Annotated in this window: 14 protein-coding genes; 10 read left to right on the plus strand and 4 right to left on the minus strand. The window is 40.0% G+C overall.

The window, feature by feature from the left end; all coding sequences use genetic code 11:
- Nucleotides 1-343: 343 nt before the first annotated feature.
- The 4 genes from thrS to rplT all read left to right on the plus strand — a co-directional run bounded on the left by thrS (nucleotide 344) and on the right by rplT (nucleotide 3,674).
- A complete protein-coding gene (gene thrS, locus C7972_RS20770; RefSeq protein ID WP_110358094.1) occupies nucleotides 344-2,284 on the plus strand; it encodes a threonine--tRNA ligase in 1,941 nt (646 codons plus the stop codon).
- A 108-nt stretch (nucleotides 2,285-2,392) separates the two neighbouring features.
- On the plus strand, nucleotides 2,393-2,947 hold the full coding sequence (gene infC, locus C7972_RS20775) for a translation initiation factor IF-3 (protein ID WP_083260705.1): 555 nt from the start codon (nucleotides 2,393-2,395) through the stop codon (nucleotides 2,945-2,947).
- A 95-nt stretch (nucleotides 2,948-3,042) separates the two neighbouring features.
- A complete protein-coding gene (rpmI, locus tag C7972_RS20780) occupies nucleotides 3,043-3,240 on the plus strand; it encodes a 50S ribosomal protein L35 (protein WP_110358095.1) in 198 nt (65 codons plus the stop codon).
- An 89-nt stretch (nucleotides 3,241-3,329) separates the two neighbouring features.
- The gene (gene rplT, locus C7972_RS20785; RefSeq protein WP_031444752.1) at nucleotides 3,330-3,674 is read left to right on the plus strand and encodes a 50S ribosomal protein L20; all 345 of its coding nucleotides are present in this window, start codon (nucleotides 3,330-3,332) and stop codon (nucleotides 3,672-3,674) included.
- Between the two features lie 1,002 nt (nucleotides 3,675-4,676).
- On the opposite strand, the gene C7972_RS20790 is transcribed toward rplT, so the two are convergent.
- On the minus strand, nucleotides 4,677-4,949 hold the full coding sequence (locus C7972_RS20790) for an EF-hand domain-containing protein (RefSeq protein WP_110358096.1): 273 nt from the start codon (nucleotides 4,947-4,949) through the stop codon (nucleotides 4,677-4,679).
- 208 nt (nucleotides 4,950-5,157) lie between these two features.
- Nucleotides 5,158-5,580: a secondary thiamine-phosphate synthase enzyme YjbQ gene (locus C7972_RS20795; protein WP_110358097.1), complete on the minus strand. Its 423-nt coding sequence runs from the start codon at nucleotides 5,578-5,580 to the stop codon at nucleotides 5,158-5,160.
- A gap of 118 nt (nucleotides 5,581-5,698) precedes the next feature.
- Between C7972_RS20795 and C7972_RS20800 the strand changes: the two genes are divergently transcribed.
- A complete protein-coding gene (locus tag C7972_RS20800; protein WP_110358098.1) occupies nucleotides 5,699-6,499 on the plus strand; it encodes an HAD family hydrolase in 801 nt (266 codons plus the stop codon).
- 12 nt (nucleotides 6,500-6,511) lie between these two features.
- On the opposite strand, the gene C7972_RS20805 is transcribed toward C7972_RS20800, so the two are convergent.
- Nucleotides 6,512-7,534, minus strand: coding sequence for an AraC family transcriptional regulator (locus tag C7972_RS20805; protein WP_110358099.1), 1,023 nt, complete (start codon nucleotides 7,532-7,534; stop codon nucleotides 6,512-6,514).
- Nucleotides 7,535-7,605: 71 nt separating this feature from the next.
- On the opposite strand from C7972_RS20805, the gene C7972_RS20810 reads away from it, so the two are divergent.
- From C7972_RS20810 to C7972_RS20830, 5 genes are all read left to right on the plus strand, one after another.
- On the plus strand, nucleotides 7,606-10,023 hold the full coding sequence (locus C7972_RS20810) for a TonB-dependent receptor (RefSeq protein ID WP_110358100.1): 2,418 nt from the start codon (nucleotides 7,606-7,608) through the stop codon (nucleotides 10,021-10,023).
- 20 nt (nucleotides 10,024-10,043) lie between these two features.
- Complete coding sequence (locus C7972_RS20815; RefSeq protein WP_110358101.1) at nucleotides 10,044-11,384, plus strand: hypothetical protein; 1,341 nt, start codon at nucleotides 10,044-10,046, stop codon at nucleotides 11,382-11,384.
- Between the two features lie 265 nt (nucleotides 11,385-11,649).
- Entirely contained in the window at nucleotides 11,650-13,155 is a 1,506-nt protein-coding gene (locus tag C7972_RS20820; RefSeq protein WP_181422957.1) for an ankyrin repeat domain-containing protein, read from the plus strand.
- A gap of 6 nt (nucleotides 13,156-13,161) precedes the next feature.
- Nucleotides 13,162-13,659 (plus strand): DUF2271 domain-containing protein, encoded by a 498-nt coding sequence (locus C7972_RS20825; protein ID WP_110358103.1) that lies wholly within the window; start codon nucleotides 13,162-13,164, stop codon nucleotides 13,657-13,659.
- Nucleotides 13,660-13,664: 5 nt separating this feature from the next.
- Nucleotides 13,665-15,860 carry a PepSY domain-containing protein gene (locus C7972_RS20830; protein WP_110358104.1) on the plus strand — a complete coding sequence of 732 codons (2,196 nt, stop codon included), beginning with the start codon at nucleotides 13,665-13,667 and terminating at the stop codon, nucleotides 15,858-15,860.
- A gap of 46 nt (nucleotides 15,861-15,906) precedes the next feature.
- On the opposite strand, the gene C7972_RS20835 is transcribed toward C7972_RS20830, so the two are convergent.
- A complete protein-coding gene (locus C7972_RS20835; protein ID WP_110358105.1) occupies nucleotides 15,907-17,172 on the minus strand; it encodes an asparagine synthetase B in 1,266 nt (421 codons plus the stop codon).
- Between the last annotated feature and the right edge of the window lie 161 nt (nucleotides 17,173-17,333).

The raw sequence follows: 17,333 nt of genomic DNA on the forward strand, positions 1-17,333 counted from the left end.
CTACCACCCTTTTTTAAATCCACAAGGGTTTTTTTAAACTTTTTTTGCCTTTTTAAACAGGATGCGCACAACACGCTGTCAACAAGCATCTTGCAACGAACCATCCCGCAAAAAAGGGAGAACAATTTAACACTTTTTTCCCTGACCGCAAAACACCGAAACGTTAAAACAGGAACGCCCCCCCCTAAGTGGACATGCCAGCCCAAGACCGCAGGCCGAACGGAACGGCAAAAAGAGGGGGCGCCAAGGCCTAACTTGGTATACCGATACAAAATCCTTCCTATATATATTGCCAACATAAATACTAGATGTTATCTTTGCACACTTATTACGACAAAAAAGCATGATCAAAATAACTTTACCGGACGGAAGCATAAGGGAATATGCACAAGGAACTACCCCTTTAGAGGTAGCCAAAAGCATAAGCGAAGGTTTGGCGCGAAATATTATTTCCGCAAAATTTAATGGAGTCACTGTTGAAACGGTTACACCTTTAAATGAAGATGGATCCCTTATTCTGTACAGCTGGAACGACAAAGAAGGAAAAACCGCGTTCTGGCATTCCACCTCCCACGTTGTGGCCCAAGCTCTGGAAGAATTGTACCCCGGTGTAAAACTAACCATAGGACCAGCCATTGACAATGGGTTTTATTATGATGTGGATTTGGCCGAGGGCACTATTTCAGAGAAAGACTTTCCTGCGATTGAAAAGAAAGCCTTGGAAATTGCCAGGGGAAAACACGATTTTAAAATGCGCTCCGTTACCAAGGCACAGGCATTGGAGCTATACAAATCACAAGGGAACCAATATAAGGTAGAACTTATAGAAAATCTGGAAGATGGCACCATTACCTTCTGTGACCATGATACCTTCACCGATTTATGTAGGGGAGGACACATTCCCAATACCGGCATCATAAAGGCCATTAAAATATTGAGTGTCGCAGGTGCCTATTGGAGAGGGAACGAAAAAAATAATCAGTTGACCCGGGTTTACGGTATTTCCTTTCCAAAACAGAAGGAACTTACCGAGTATCTGGAACTATTGGAAGAAGCCAAAAAAAGAGACCACAGGAAACTGGGAAAAGAATTGGAATTGTTCACTTTCTCACAGAAAGTAGGCCAAGGACTCCCCTTGTGGCTCCCTAAAGGAGCGGCATTAAGGGAACGTTTAGAAAATTTCCTCAAGAAAGCCCAGAAGAAGGCCGGATACGAAATGGTAGTTACCCCACATATTGGACAGAAAGAACTTTACGTAACCTCTGGGCATTATGCAAAATATGGGGAAGACAGCTTTCAACCTATAAAAACCCCAAAGGAAGACGAGGAGTTCTTATTAAAGCCCATGAACTGTCCACATCACTGTGAAATATACAACACCAAACCCTTTAGCTACAGGGAACTCCCCAAAAGATACGCGGAATTTGGAACTGTTTATAGATACGAACAAAGTGGCGAATTGCATGGCCTTACCAGGGTACGCGGATTTACCCAGGATGATGCCCATATATTCTGTACTCCGGACCAATTGGCCGACGAGTTCAAGAACGTTATAGATCTAACCCTATATGTAATGGGATCTTTGGGCTTTGGGAATTTTACGGCCCAAGTGTCCGTTAGGGATTTGGATAATCCCGAGAAATATATTGGATCTGTAGAAAACTGGGAAAAGGCGGAAAATGCCATTATCAATGCAGCCAAGGAAAAAGGTCTTGATTTTGTTATTGAAAGTGGTGAAGCTGCTTTTTACGGTCCAAAGTTGGATTTTATGGTAAAAGACGCCCTTGGCAGGAACTGGCAATTGGGAACCATACAAGTGGACTACAATTTACCGGAGCGATTTGACCTTACCTATAAAGGAAGTGACAATGAACTGCATAGACCAGTAATGATCCACAGGGCTCCTTTCGGAAGTATGGAGCGTTTTATAGCCTTATTACTGGAACATACAGGCGGTAATTTTCCACTTTGGTTGATGCCGGAGCAGGCTATAATCCTGCCTGTCAGCGAAAAACATGAAATATATGCCCAAAAAGTTTTAAATTCCTTGGAAAATAACGACATTCGCGCCCTCATTGACAACCGAAACGAAACGGTAGGCAAAAAAATACGTGAAGCAGAAATGAATAAAATCCCATTTATGCTGATTGTAGGGGAGAATGAAGAAAAAGAGGAAACGATTTCCATAAGGAGACACGGTGGCGAAGATTTAGGCGCCATCTCCGTAAAAGCCTTTACCGACTTGGTAGTAAATGAAATAAACAGTACCTTAAAGTCGTTTTAAAAATGCCTCGACCGGATTTGTTTATGAAAACAGATCCAAGCTCTCCCAAAGAGAGATGAAAACGGAAAGAGGATCGAGTAGTAAATGTTTAACTAAAAAGATTACGTCATAGCAATTAGAAAAAGATTTAGACCCCAACCTAGGAGGGAAAATAAAAACCCTCACAACATTAATGAAAGCATTTCATCGCCCAAGGTTAGGTTGGTTGGCGACAATGTAGAAGTAGGTGTATATAGCACCCGTGAAGCCTTGGCCAAAGCGGAAGAACTGGAATTGGACTTAGTGGAGATTTCCCCTAAAGCAGATCCTCCAGTGTGTAAAATTATAGATTACAAGAAGTTCCTTTACGAGCAAAAGAAAAGGGAAAAGGTCATGAAGGCCAAAGCCACCAAAGTGATCGTAAAAGAAATACGGTTTGGTCCACAAACGGATGACCACGATTATGAGTTTAAGAAGAAACACGCAGAAAAATTCTTAAAAGATGGTGCCAAGCTAAAAGCTTATGTATTTTTCAAGGGTCGTTCCATTGTTTATAAAGACCAAGGGGAAATACTGTTGCTTAAATTGGCTTCCGAATTGGAGGACTTGGGCAAAGTGGAACAAATGCCTAAACTTGAAGGAAAGCGTATGACCATGTTCATCGCCCCAAAAACTAAAAAATAATCCTTGCCCAATTGGCTTTGGTTACACGAAATAAAGTGCTAAGCTTGTTTTAGCACAAAGATAGTAAGCGAGATAAATTAATAAATAGGAAGAAAATGCCTAAACAGAAAACAAAATCCAGTGCCAAAAAGCGATTTAAGCTTACTGGTAGTGGTAAAATTAAAAGAAAGCACGCCTTTAAGAGCCATATTCTTACGAAGAAGTCTAAAAAGCGTAAGCTTGCGTTAACCCACTCTGGATTAGTTCACGAGTCGGATGTTAACAGTATTAAGGAACAATTGCGTTTAAAGTAATCGTTCCATCGGTAATTATTAACCCTGGAGTTAGGCAGTTAAAGTATTCTACAATATAGGATCGCCTACTACAAAAAACAATTAAAATTATGCCAAGATCAGTAAATTCAGTTGCTTCCAGAGCCAGAAGAAAAAAGGTGATGAAGCAGGCCAAAGGTTACTTTGGAAGACGTAAAAACGTTTGGACAGTAGCCAAAAATGCGGTTGAAAAAGCAATGTTATATGCTTACAGAGACCGTAGAAACAAGAAAAGAAATTTCCGCTCCCTATGGATTACCCGTATCAACGCTGGTGCCAGATTGCACGGAATGTCCTATTCCCAGTTTATGGGCAAGGTAAAAGCCAATAACATAGAGCTTAACCGTAAGGTTTTGGCTGATTTGGCCATGAACCACCCAGAGGCCTTCAAAGCTATTGTGAACAAAGTAAAATAAATTAATAAACTTATCTCGCTTATAAAAACCTGTTCCAAATGGAACAGGTTTTTTTATGCCCTGTTAATATTGCTAAAGAATACTCAACTCTAAACCAAGATCAGAAACAATTATTGTGTTTATGACAAATTAGGAATAATTTGATCAGTCGCGTTTTTGGATCAATAGTTTTAATTAATAGGAGCAATCTAGTAAAACCAATGACTAAATTATTCTATCATTTTACTCAAGTGGTTTTTATAGTTTTTTAATAGTTTTCGTGAATCTTCGATTTCTTTGCTTGCCCAATGAAACCGACGCAGGAGGTTCATGAATACCTTATTATAAAATAAAAAGGCAATGAATAAAACGAAACCGCAGGTTCACGAATACATAATTAGGAAAATAACCAGCCATGAGCTAAACAAAAGAAAAGACCCTTCTTCGCTAGGTGGTCCCTAAAATCCCTGGATTTTAAGGACCGATGCCATGGCCTAAATTATTTCCAAGGCTTCAATAATTCTTAACGGCCATGCCATCTCCTCTACGGAAGAAGAACGACCGAACCATAGACCTTGAGGACAATGCTCAAAGGTTTTTAATAACGGAAAATGACTTTTCCCCACATGAAGGTTGACGGAACGAAAGGACCGGCCTATTTTCAATTTCGTCTTAAATCAAGTGGTTTCCACATTGGGTTCAGGTAGCTGTCCAAAGAGCATTTCACCCTAGTGAAAGCGGCCTGGACGGCGCGGCGGTGGAAAATGCGTAGATTTAAAGAAATTTAAAATCAGCTGGCCATGGCTACAGCTGGCTCCTCCTAACCAAGGTACACCGTACCTTGGTTATTCGGCCCTGGTCGTTTTTTATTCATCGGCTGGTCTATTGATTTTTAATGGTATTCATGAATGCTACGCATTTGGGCGATGCAAAAAATGAACAGAACACAAACTTGAGATAGTAAATTATATCTTCTTGCAATTCACACACAACTTTTGGGATTGATCCCAGAACCAACTATTGTTAGGTCGTTTTTATTTTACTGATTGCCGCCTTAAATTCTTCCCAATCTATCAACTCATCGCCAGATTTGTCATAACCCTCAATTAGCTTGGAAGAAACAATTCCTCGTAAAAAGCCACTTATTTCCGCCTTTTTCAACAATTCAACAATCTCACTTTTTTTGAGTTTTCCATCCCCATCTTCATCAAAAAAATTATAGGCCTCCTCCGGCGTTTTAAATTTATTGGTGATCAGAATCTGTATTTTATCCAATATCATATCTTTTGTAGCCATGCCCAATTTATTAAAATTCGTATTTCACTAATTTACTAAATAAAAGGTATTAAACCTCAGGGCAAGCCTGCCATTAATAGGAATCGACCCTAGGGTAGAGGTATAGAACCTAGATCCCGCCGAAAAAGGCGGGATTAGTTCAACTTGCAATTTTAAGTGCGCCTTACCGACTTCCCAATATTGAGTTTCACTAATAAAAAACGGTTGACTAGACCCCAAAGTAGCTAACTACCAAATTACGACCACTTGCATGATTCCTGTGCTCGCACAAATAGATACCCTGCCAAATCCCCAAATTTAATTTTCCATTGCTAATTGGTATCTGCACGGAGGCTCCCATCAAGGAGGATTTTATATGCGCCGGCATGTCGTCCGAACCTTCATAATCATGAAGGTAATAGGGAGCATTTTCCGGAACCATAATATTCATATGACTTTCAAAATCGGACCTTACAGTGGAATCCGCATTTTCATTTATGGTAAGGCTTGCTGAAGTATGTTTTATAAACACCTGCAGCATACCTGATTTAATCCTATTTAAGTGCGGTAGGTGTTCCAGTATAGTATCCGTAATTAAATGAAAGCCCCTGTTATAGGCCTTTAAACGCAATTCTTTCTGATAAAACAGCATAACTATTAGAGTATATAAATTATTCAAATTTCGATAAATATTAAGAAATGTGAAACTTTATGCAAGAAGGCCATTAATTAGGTCAATATCAAATACCTTTGCATCTTAATTTATTTGAATGGATCTATCAAAGGTAAAAATGGTGGTCACCGATATGGATGGCACCTTATTGAACTCCAAACATGAAGTAAGTAATAAATTCTTCAAATTATTTGAAGAATTAAAAAAAAGGGACATTAGGTTTGTGGCCGCCAGCGGGCGGCAATACAACAGTATAGTGGACAAATTGGATACCATCAAGGATGATATCATAGTTGTAGCGGAAAATGGAGCTTTTGTTAAAAAGCGGGACCGGGAATTATTGGCTACCCCTTTGAACCAGGATACCATTAAGAAAACTATAGAACTATTAAGAAATGTTGAAGGCATACATCCCGTATTATGCGGAAAGAACAATGCCTATATCAATGGAAAATCCGATGATTTTGTAAACAAATTAAAGGAGTACTATTCCGAGTTCAGCATCCTAAACGATATTTCTTCCTTTGATGGGGAAGTCTTAAAAATAGCCATTTATCATTTTGAAAGTTCTGAAAAGTACATCTACCCTTTGGTAAATCATTTGGAATCCGAATTAAAAGTGAAAGTTTCTGGCGAGAATTGGTTGGATATTTCACATATGAACGCCAACAAAGGATATGCGCTTCAACATATTCAGGAAAAGTATGGGATAAGCAGAAAGGAAACCATGGTTTTTGGAGATTACAATAATGATCTGGAAATGCTGGCAATGGCCGATTTTAGTTTTGCAATGGCCAATGCCCACCCCAACGTAATAAAAGCTGCCAACTATCGTGCCGATAGCAATGATAATTACGGCGTAGAAAAAATCTTGGAATCGTTGCTCTCATATACATAACAACACTGCTAATTATTGGTCCATTCCCAACAAGGTACTTGGCAAATATCCCATGTTTTTCTTAAATGCCACTGTAAAATGTTGTGGGTTGGAATATCCTACCTCATAAGAAGCCTGGGCTATGGTATAATTATCCTCAAGAATCAATACTTTGGCCTTTTGCATTCGCAGACTTGTAATAAACTTAAAAATGGTAGTATTGTGGACCTTCTTAAAATAGCTTTTTAATTTTGTAGTATTATATCCAGCAACAGCCGATAATTCCTTAATAGTCAATGGTTTTTTTAAATGGGTCTCGATATAGCGAACCAAATTTTCAATAGTTTCATAATCTGATGTGGATAAAGACACCTCCCTATCCCTCGCAATCTGTGTTTCTTGCCCCAAAAATAAATCAATAAGCAACAATTTAATTTTAGATTCCAGATAGTGCACCTTGGCATTGCCGGGCAAACTGCAATTTAATATGTCATTCATCGCTAAATGCATTGGCATAGTTATTGGCTTGGATCTGCTCCAAAAACCAAGGGCAGTACTATCCTCAAACAAATTACCATCCACTCTACACTCTTTCCCCAACATTTCTTCAAGAAATTCTACCTTGTAAAATACTTCCAAGGCCACGTAATTTTGGCCACTAAGTTTCTGTTCAATTACATCTTTGGACCAGTGAACAATATTATATGAACCAGAGGGTATAAGCAAATTAACAGAATCCTTATGGCGCATACACTCATAGGAGCCTTGCAATACGAAATGTATCCCTATATAGGAATCCTGGCCTTCTACCTCTTCCACAACCCCCTCTACCAAAGACAGTTTACGTATCAGGATCATGGCCTTGTCCATTCTAATCTCTTCTTGCCACCCCCCTATCTTGCCCTTAAGTTCATGTGAGATAAAAGCACTGGAGGATTTTTCCAATACCATTTGATCTACATCACTGTGTATAGGGGTGGACCTCCTTAAATTCCACAGTCCATTATTCCTTACTTCTTTATTCGTTACTAATAATTCCTTTCTCGTTAGTCCCAACTGAAAACATAATTTAGATTTGCAAAGTTATTTATTTAGATTAAATCTTAATAAGAATAAGCAATTATTTAATGAAAAGATTACTACAACTTTTTTTAATGGTCATAATCTGGTCTGTACAAGGTCAAAAAACATCCGGCACATTGTCCGGAAGGGTAAGTGATGCCTTGGGAAAGCCATTACCCTATGCAAGTGTATTGTTGGAAGGCTTACAATTAGGTGTCCTCACGGACGACAATGGGGACTACTCCATTGGGAAGCTTCCCAAAGGCAAGCACAGGGTAGTGGTTTCCTTTCTAGGTTACCGTTCGCGCTCAATGATAATTGAGGTAAATGAAAACCACAGGGACATTAAAGTTGATTTTACCTTACAGGAATCCTTAGAAAATCTGGACGAGGTAACCGTTAATGGAAAGACCAAAGAGACAGAGCTTGAGACAGAAGGTTTTGCCGTAAATGCAGTAAAAACCCAAGAAGCCAGTCTGCGGAATATTCAGACAAACGAATTGCTAAACACTACAGTTGGTGTGAAAATTCGTCAAAATGGAGGATTGGGCTCAGATGTAAGCTATAGTTTAAACGGATTATCGGGAAACTCTGTTCGAATATTCATCGACGCCATTCCCATTTCAACTTATGGCTCTTCCTTTAACTTAAATAGTATACCACCTTCAATGATTAAAAATATCGAGGTATACAAAGGGGTTGTTCCCGGACATCTGGCGGACGACGCATTAGGTGGCGCCATCAACATTGTACTTCATAAGGATACAAAAACCAATTTCAATACTTCGGTTTCCTATGGATCCTTCAACACCTTTCAAACCAGTACTAACGGGTTGTATCGCTTTAATGAATCAGGGTTCACCGTTAAAGCGTCCTTTTTCCATAACTATTCCGATAACAATTACAAAGTTTCGGGTAGAAGTGTTGTAGTTACAGGCTTAGGAGGGGTACAAACACCAATCACAGCAAAAAGGTTCAATGACGCCTATAGGTCTACAGGTGGAATGGCCCAAATTGGTTATACCGATGTAAAATGGGCAGACCAATTTTTCATAGGCCTTACCGGTTCGGATGATTATAAAGAAGTTCAACACGGGGCTTTTATGACCATTACCCCCTACAAGGATAGGCACTTGGAATCCGATGCCCTTTTGGCAAGTATAAACTACCAAAAGAAAGACCTTTTCACCCCTGGCCTCAATGTTGCTATAAACGGTCTGTACGGTAAAAGAAATCGTGCTGTCACCGATACCGTAGCATGGGCCTATAGTTGGAGCGGTGAACGGGCTATTGATTTTAGAGGAGATGAATTTGAGTACACTTGGGGTTCTCAACAAGAAGGTGGTCCTACCCTGGCAAAAATAAAAAGAAATGTTGCCTCCATTAGAACAGGAGTATCCTATTCCATCAATGACCACCACAAGGTATTATTGAACCATGTATATAGTAGTATTGATAGAGAAGATAGTGATGCATTAAGATCTGTACTGGAAAATACATTTATAGGAACCAGGGATCTACATAAAAATATATATTCCTTAACCTATGAATTAACGGCTTTTGACAAAAAATTAAGAGCCAGTTTATTTGGCAAACACTATCAACAAAAAACAGTAAGTGTTGATCCCGCCATAGAAACAGACGTCAACGGAAACGATCTGGTAGTTGATGAAGTTGTCAGCAGTCATAAGAATTACGATGGATATGGTTTTGCGGCCTCCTACGCCCTTATCCGTAATGTAACAGTTTTGGCTTCAGCAGAAAAAGCCATCCGATTGCCAAACGAAACCGAAGTATTTGGGAACGATGGAGACAATGTTGTAGCCAATTCAAGTATAGATCCTGAAAAAAGTAACAACTACAACTTAGGCTTCAGGTTTGGGACGTTTAATATCGATAAGCATGATTTTACCATATCAACAAATGTTTTTACCCGAAACATCAAGGATAGAATTGGTTTACCTATTGAAACTTCACTAAATGTAGATGACGAATTAATTGTATACGTAAATCAAGGCAGTGGTACATCCAAAGGAATAGACGCACAATTAAACTACACCTACAACCATAATTTTGGTCTCAATTTCAACATTTCGCGTTTCAATTTAAAAATTGAGAATCAAGGTATCGAGATAGACGTTCCAAATACCCCATTCTTTACAATGAACGGTGGTTTACGCTACTCCTTTGAAAATGTATTCCTCAAGAGATCACGTTTAAACCTTTTCTACAATGTCTATTTCACTGATGAATTTTCATTCCTGACCGCACAGGGGACGAACACCGTGGGCAATGAGTTTTTTGAAGTACCCCGACAATTGGCACAAGATATAGGACTTAGTTACAATTTTCCAAAAAACAGGTTTGTGCTGAGCTTTGACATCAAAAATATATTGGACGAACCCGTTTACGATAATCTTTCCGTACAAAAGCCGGGACGGGCTTTTTACTTAAAACTGAATTACGCAATTAATAAATTTTAACCTTTTAATAAATACCTAAAATGAAACGAACATTTTTAAACCTTAAAACCTTTGCTGCCATTGTATTAACAGCTGGTCTAATTGGCGCATGTAGCAGCGATGACGATACCATAACCACACCGGGTACCGACAATCCGGAAGAAACTAGATGGATTACCGTTGCCGGAGCCAAAATGGGCGACAACCCTGGCGACGGCAATGGAGGAACTTTAATATATTCAGTTTCTAGCGATGATGCCAAAGACCCAACAGTTTCAATTGAGCCTTTTCAAAATGGCTTTATAGCACCGTCCAATAGAACGGCAAGATTACAATCTTCCGAAGATGGCAACACCATTTTTAATATTAGTTACGCGGGAGATACCGGTGGCAACTATACAAAGTACACCGTAGAAGGGGGGCAAACCTTTACACCAACAGGTACCGAGGTAAGCATTGCCCCTTACGTAGGCACCGCTCCAAGATGGATAAAGCTATTTGACGGGGATCAAACAGGGGCGGCAGTGTATGTCTCAACAGAACATGAGTTTGATGAAAACGATAATTATAGCCGTACAGAGGCTACCATTGGTGTAGTAACTTTGGATTTGGTCAACTCATCAATAAAAGAGTTTCAAGAACACAGTGTTGCCTTAAGTGCTGAGGAAGAAGCTAACGGTTACTATATTTCAAGAATCGATATGCCTACTTTAAATGCAGCTGGAAATAAATTATATATTGGTGCACGTTTAAGCAAAGTAAATCCTGCTACTGCTGAAAATGATAGTGATTATGAGATTTTAGGTTCCAAAACCATTGTACTGGACTACCCTTCTTTATTGAACCCATCCGTAATTACCTCTGCGGTAGGTCACGGAAATACAAATGGATACCGCAGTATTAATTCCTTCGAATATAACGGTAGTGTATATCAGGCAAATCAGGGCGACCCAGAAGGTTCTTACATTTTAAAGATTGATGCTGACAACGAATATGACGATGCTTATGAATTTAATCTAGACGATGCTTTAGGGGTAGAAGGTGCTTACATCCTTGCTTGGAGGCCTGCAGCCAATGGAAAAGCAGTTATTGCCTACCGGCATGATGGTTCTGTAGAAGGAGTAGCAGGAGCGCAAGGATTTTTTGCTTTGGCCGATTTGAACGCTAAAACGGCACAAAAAATCGAAGCTATCCCCTATGACCCAGATTTCTACCTTTTCCAATATCAAGGCTTTGTAGTCGACGGAACTGAAATATACCTTACCCAAGCCCCTGTAGGGCAAAACGGAAATATATACATAGTAGATACCGAAACTGGTGAAGTAACCAAAGGAGCTGAATTGGTAAACGTAGCGGGAAGTCACTTTATAGGCGTTTTTTAAACCCACAGGAGTTATTTTCAGCATCAAAGTAATCCTATATAGCTTTGGCCGCCCGTACACAAAACGGTAGATATTGCTACCAGACACTATTATAATCCCTACCAGGGAATATAAAAAGAAGTGGATTTGAATGCCAAAGTCAATACCTTATAGATCAATACCGGTATACCTAGGATTACTTCACTGCCATAAATTTAAAGACCGTTATCGGAACCACGGTTTCGATAATGGTTTTAGATGTTCAAATACACAAAATCACAAGAAAATGAAAACTACTATTTTTAAGACCATTGCCCTTGTTGTTGCTACAGGCCTAATAGGATTTAGCGCCACAGCACAAAGAATCATGGAAAAATCGAGCAATCCTTTTTTAAACAGGGACTATTGGGAATCGCTACCAACTATTGACGATATTAAATCAGTACAAAAAGAAGGACATTCCATAACAGCTGCCAATGGTGGAGGTTTTGATGCCACTACTTTCGCTATCTTTGGCAACAACCCGGTAAGTACTATTGCGTATTTGGTTTCACAGGGCAATGATGTAAACAAACGTACCCATGACTCCCGTACCTACGTATTTTGGGCCGCATCCCGTGGTAATCTTGATATTGTTAAATTCTTGGTTGAAAAAGGTGCCAAATTAGACATGGCCGACTCTCACGGATGGGGACCTATATCATTTAGCGCTGCCAGCGGACAGACAGATACGGACATCTATGATTATCTTATTGACAAGGGTGCTGACATTCAAAAAGAACAAGACCACCATGGAAACAACGCGCTTCATGTGGCCGCCTCCAGGGCCAAAGACCTAAAGCTGGTCGACTATTTTATCCATAAAGGTTTGGATATCAATAGTACGGATCACCAAGGCAATGGTATCTTTCACTACGCCGCACAAGGTGGTAATATTGAAATTCTTAAGCAATTGAAGGAAAGGGGCGTTTCCACAGCAAAGAATGATGCCACTGCTGAAAATGCTATTTTCTTTGCCAGCAAGGGCAGGGAAAGCTCCCTTGCTTTGTATAAATACTTAGAAAGTATAGGCCTCAGTGCCAAGGTAAAGACTAAAAAAGGTGTAACTCCCTTGCATAATTTGGCAAGTTCGTCCATAGACACCAAGATTTTCGATTATTTCATACAGAAAGGGGTAGACCCAAATACAGTTGATAATGAGGGTAACACTGCTCTGTTGACTGCGGCGGCACGAAATAAAATAGAAGCTGTAAAATACTTTGCCGATAAGGCGGATAATATAGACCATGCCGATAAAGATGGCCGTACGGCCCTGGCGGTTGCCGTTCAAAGTAATAGTGGTGAGGTGGTCTCTTACCTGATTTCTAAAGGAGCCGATGTGAACATTAAGGACAGCAAAGGAAACAACCTGGCTTCTTACCTCTTTGCCAGCCGGGGTATACCTCGTGATTTTGATGCCAAGTTGGCCTCGTTGAAAAATAATGGCTTTGATTTTAAACAACTACAGGGCGATAATAGCTCGGTATGGCATTTAGCGGTTTCCAAGAACAACCTGGGGCTACTGAAAAAAGTAAGTGCATTTGGTGCGGATGTCAATGGCAAGGATACCAATGGAAATACCCCACTGCACTATGCGGCCATGACGACAGACAATGCAGACATCCTAAGATATTTGATAAATAATGGAGCTGATCTACAGTCTACGACCGAGTTTGGTGAAACTGCATACGACCTGGCCAGTGAGAACGAACTGTTGGCCAAAAACAAGGTTGATCTTAAATTTTTAAACTAATATTCCATGAGAAATATAATGATCAAAGCAGTAGGAGCCCTGTGTTTGGCATCTACAATTTTCGTGTTGTCCTCTTTTATAAAAGAACCGGAAGTAAGCTATAAATGTATGATACAGATGACCAACTATACAGGTGAAAAAGCCTATGTAGTGGTTACGCTGATCAACCCTAAAGGGCAATACGAAAAGACCCTTTATGTTCAGGGAGACGATGAGGAATGGTTTCCTGATTTAAAAAACTGGTGGAAATTCAGTAATGGGGCCCAGGAAAACATAGATGCCATTACGGGAGCCACCATTGGCAACGGCGAACGAAACATCATCTCATTAGGCTTTAACGCTTCCCAAATTGATGCGGGTTACAAAGTTCGCTTTGAGTCGGCCGTGGAGAATCAGGAATATCATTCCGTAGATGCCGAAATTCAACTAAATTCGGCTACCATAAAGGAAAAGGTGGAAGGTAAAGGTTACATCCGTTATATAAGAATGGTTCCCAATAGATAGATTATATGATTGTATCGGTTTGGAGGTATGGGCATTTACTATTTGCTATTGCCTCTTCTATTTTTCTTTTGATTGCATCGGTCACCGGTGTTATTCTTGCTGTTGAGCCAATTTCGAATAAAATTGAGCCTTACAGTGTTGTCGGGGCCGATGACCTTTCTTTGGCCGAGACCTTAAAGAATATCAATGCTAAATATGAAGAGGTTTTGGCAGTGTCGCGAGATCGAAACGGTTTCGTAAGCGCTACGGTTATCATGGATGGAAAAAATGATGAATTTTACATTGATCCATTCACTGGTGAAAAACTGGGAAGTCTTATTCAAAAAAAGCCACTTTTTCAATTTGCCACCAACCTCCACCGCTCTCTCTTTCTTAAATCCACAGGCCGTTTTATAATTGGATTTTCCTCTTTCCTTTTAATCCTTATCAGTATTTCGGGCATAGTGCTCATTGCAAAGAGACAAGGTGGTTACAAGCAATTTTTTGCGCCTGTTGTCCGCGAGAATTTTTCCCAATACCATCATGTTGTTTACGCAAGATTTGCCCTAATTCCACTTTTGGCATTGGCTCTAACGGGAGTATATCTTTCCTTACTCCGTTTTGATATTATACCGGATTCTCCCGTCTCCCTACAAGTTGACTTCGATTCCATACAGGAGGAACCACTAAAAGATTACACCGAATTTGACCTTTTTAAAACCACCCCCCTATCAGAACTTCGGGAATTGGAATTTCCTTTCTCTGAATTTGTAGAAGATTATTATATAATTCAACTCAAGGATAGGGAAATATACCTCAACCAAGTTACGGGAGACATTCTGGCCGAAGAAACACATCCTACAATAAAAGTTTTGTCTTCGTGGGCAACTGTATTGCATACCGGGGAAGGTAGTATTTTATGGTCGATGGTACTCGGTTTGGGAAGTTTAGCGATACCCTTTCTCACCGTTACAGGCTTCATTGTATATTTCAAAAGGCCCAAAGCCAAGATAAAAAATGAACACTCCAAAAATGAAAGTGAATTTGTTATTTTGGTAGGTACGGAGGGTGGCACCACCCTTCAATTTACGTTGGAATTACACAAACAACTTCTATCGGCAGGAAAGAAAAGTCACCTCACATTGATGAATCAATACACCCATTTTAAAAAAATGGACCATCTAATCATCATTACGGCTACGTACGGACAAGGAGAAGCTCCGGCGACAGCCGAAAACTTCCTCCAACTTGTTAAAAAAAACCACCAAAAACAAGCTTTCCAATTTAGTGTGGTTGGTTTTGGTTCTACAGCCTATCCCCATTTCTGCCAATATGCTTACACCGCAAATGACGCCTTAAACTCAGCTAAAAACAGTACTGCCCTGCTGGATGTATTTACAGTGAACGATCAATCTTTTGAAGCATTCAACCAATGGGCCAAAGCTTGGGCAAATAAAGTAGGCCTCCCCTTACAGCTGAAAAAACCCAAATTGATTTCCAATTCCAAGCCACCCTCGTCTTTTAAAATTATAAATAAAACCGAACTACCCCAAGATGACACTTTTCTTTTGTGCCTAAAAAATCTAAATGGAGCAAACCCAATTTCAGGCGACTTGTTATCCTTGGCGCCAGCGGAAGGTGTTCGTGAACGACTGTATTCCATAGGAAAACTAAATAATGATACTTTAGTGATCAGCATCCGAAGGCATCCACAGGGCCTTTGTTCCAACTATTTGTATCAACTGGAACAAGATGAAAAAATTTCAGCCACTGTTATAAATAATAGAAATTTCCATTTTCCGAAAAAGGCCAAAAAAAACATTTTCATTGCTACCGGAACAGGGATTGGTCCGTTCTTGGGGATGATACAGGAAAACATTAAAAGAAAAGAAATCCATTTGTATTGGGGGGCCAGGACCAACGGTTCCTTTCAACTTTACAAAGATTATATTGAAAAGGCTATTCAGGATGGAAAACTGACCAAATTTAATACTGCATACTCCCGAAATCAAGCTGAAAAAATTTACGTACAGCACCTTATTCAACGGGATAAAGAGCTATTTATAGAGGTTTTGAAAAAGAAAGGTTGCATTATGATCTGTGGGTCCCTTGCCATGCAAAACGAGGTCTTACTGGAATTACGGCAACTCTGCCACGAACACTTGGGCAAAGACCTTAGCCATTACCAAAACCGTAAGCAGATTAGAATGGATTGCTATTAAGCCTATTAATATCCATCACTAAAAATGTTGAAAAACTGATTACAACTCAAGTCTTCTGCTTCTTTTTCTGGGCAGCCGGAAACAATACATTGTTTAAAATAAGTCGATAGCCCGGAGAGGTAGGGTGCAGTTCCAATTCTGTTTTGGGATCCCCTACCCTGTGCTGATAGTCTTCCGGATCGTGCCCTCCATAAAAAGTAAAGAATCCCTTGCCTTTAATTCCATGAATATATCGGGCCTCGCCATTAATTTTATTTTCACCCAAAACCAAGACCGTAGGCTTAATCTCCTCTCTGGCGAAAGCGGTGGTCTGCCCCATAAACCCTTTTACCAAAGCTGTATGGTTCTGACAGAGCATAGTAGGAACGGGGTCCCATTTGGCCGAGAAATCCATTAATGAAAAATAATCTGATTCCTTGGGCACATTACCCCTCCTCTTGGTCATATCTATGGAAGAAAATTCATATTGCAGCGGATTCCGTTCCAATATAAAATTAGTAAAGGCAAAAGTTTTCCCATAATCCAACCTAGCTTGATAATTGGCGTCCGAGGGGTCACCATCAAACATGGGCTCACATATATCCACGCCGTCAGCAGCCAAGGCTATATCAAAACTATCGGTAGCGGAGCACATAGCAAACATAAACCCTCCGCCAATAACGTAATTTCTTATTTTCAAGGCTACGGCCCGTTTTTCCTCCGAAACTTTATTGAACCCCAATTTTGAGGCCAAGGCTTCTGCCTGCTGTTTTCCTTCAATATACCAAGGTGCCGCCCTATAGGCGCCATAAAATTTCCCGTATTGCCCGGTAAAGTCTTCATGGTGTAGATGCAACCAATCATATAATACCAATTTATCCTCCAATACTTCCTCGTCATAAATCTGATCATAGGGAATTTCGGCATAGGTAAGTACCATGGTAACCGCATCGTCCCAGGGGGAATTGTCCTTAGGGGAATAAACCGCAATTCTTGGTGCCTTCTCCAAAATTACAGCTTCCTGATTTTGTGAAGGACTCGATATTTCTTCCAAAATAACTTGGGCCCTGGAATCCGAAATAATCTCAAAGGATACTCCCCTTATCTGACATTCCCTACGAATGCTTTCGCCATCGGGCAACAAAAAAGATCCACCCCTGTAATTTAAGAGCCATTGTACTTTTTGCTGTTTGGACAATACCCAATAGGTAATACCGTATGCCTTTAAATGGTTTTTCTGACTATCAGCGTCCATAGGAATAAGAATGGACGAGGCCGAAATTTCCATTATAAAAAAAAGAATAAAGGAAAGGGAGAAAAAATACTTTTGCATGTACCAATTTCTAATGTGCATCCCCCCAAAGATAGTGGAAAATTGATGTTTCAATTTTGAAAAGGGTTAAAATTTTGAAAATGACCTTATACTGAGGGAATCGAAATTTCTACATTTTGAAGGTCCGTTACAGTCCAACTAAAAGAATCGGCCATATGATG

Origin of the sequence: Arenibacter sp. ARW7G5Y1 (assembly GCF_003201775.1) — a bacterium.
Lineage (GTDB): Bacteria > Bacteroidota > Bacteroidia > Flavobacteriales > Flavobacteriaceae > Arenibacter.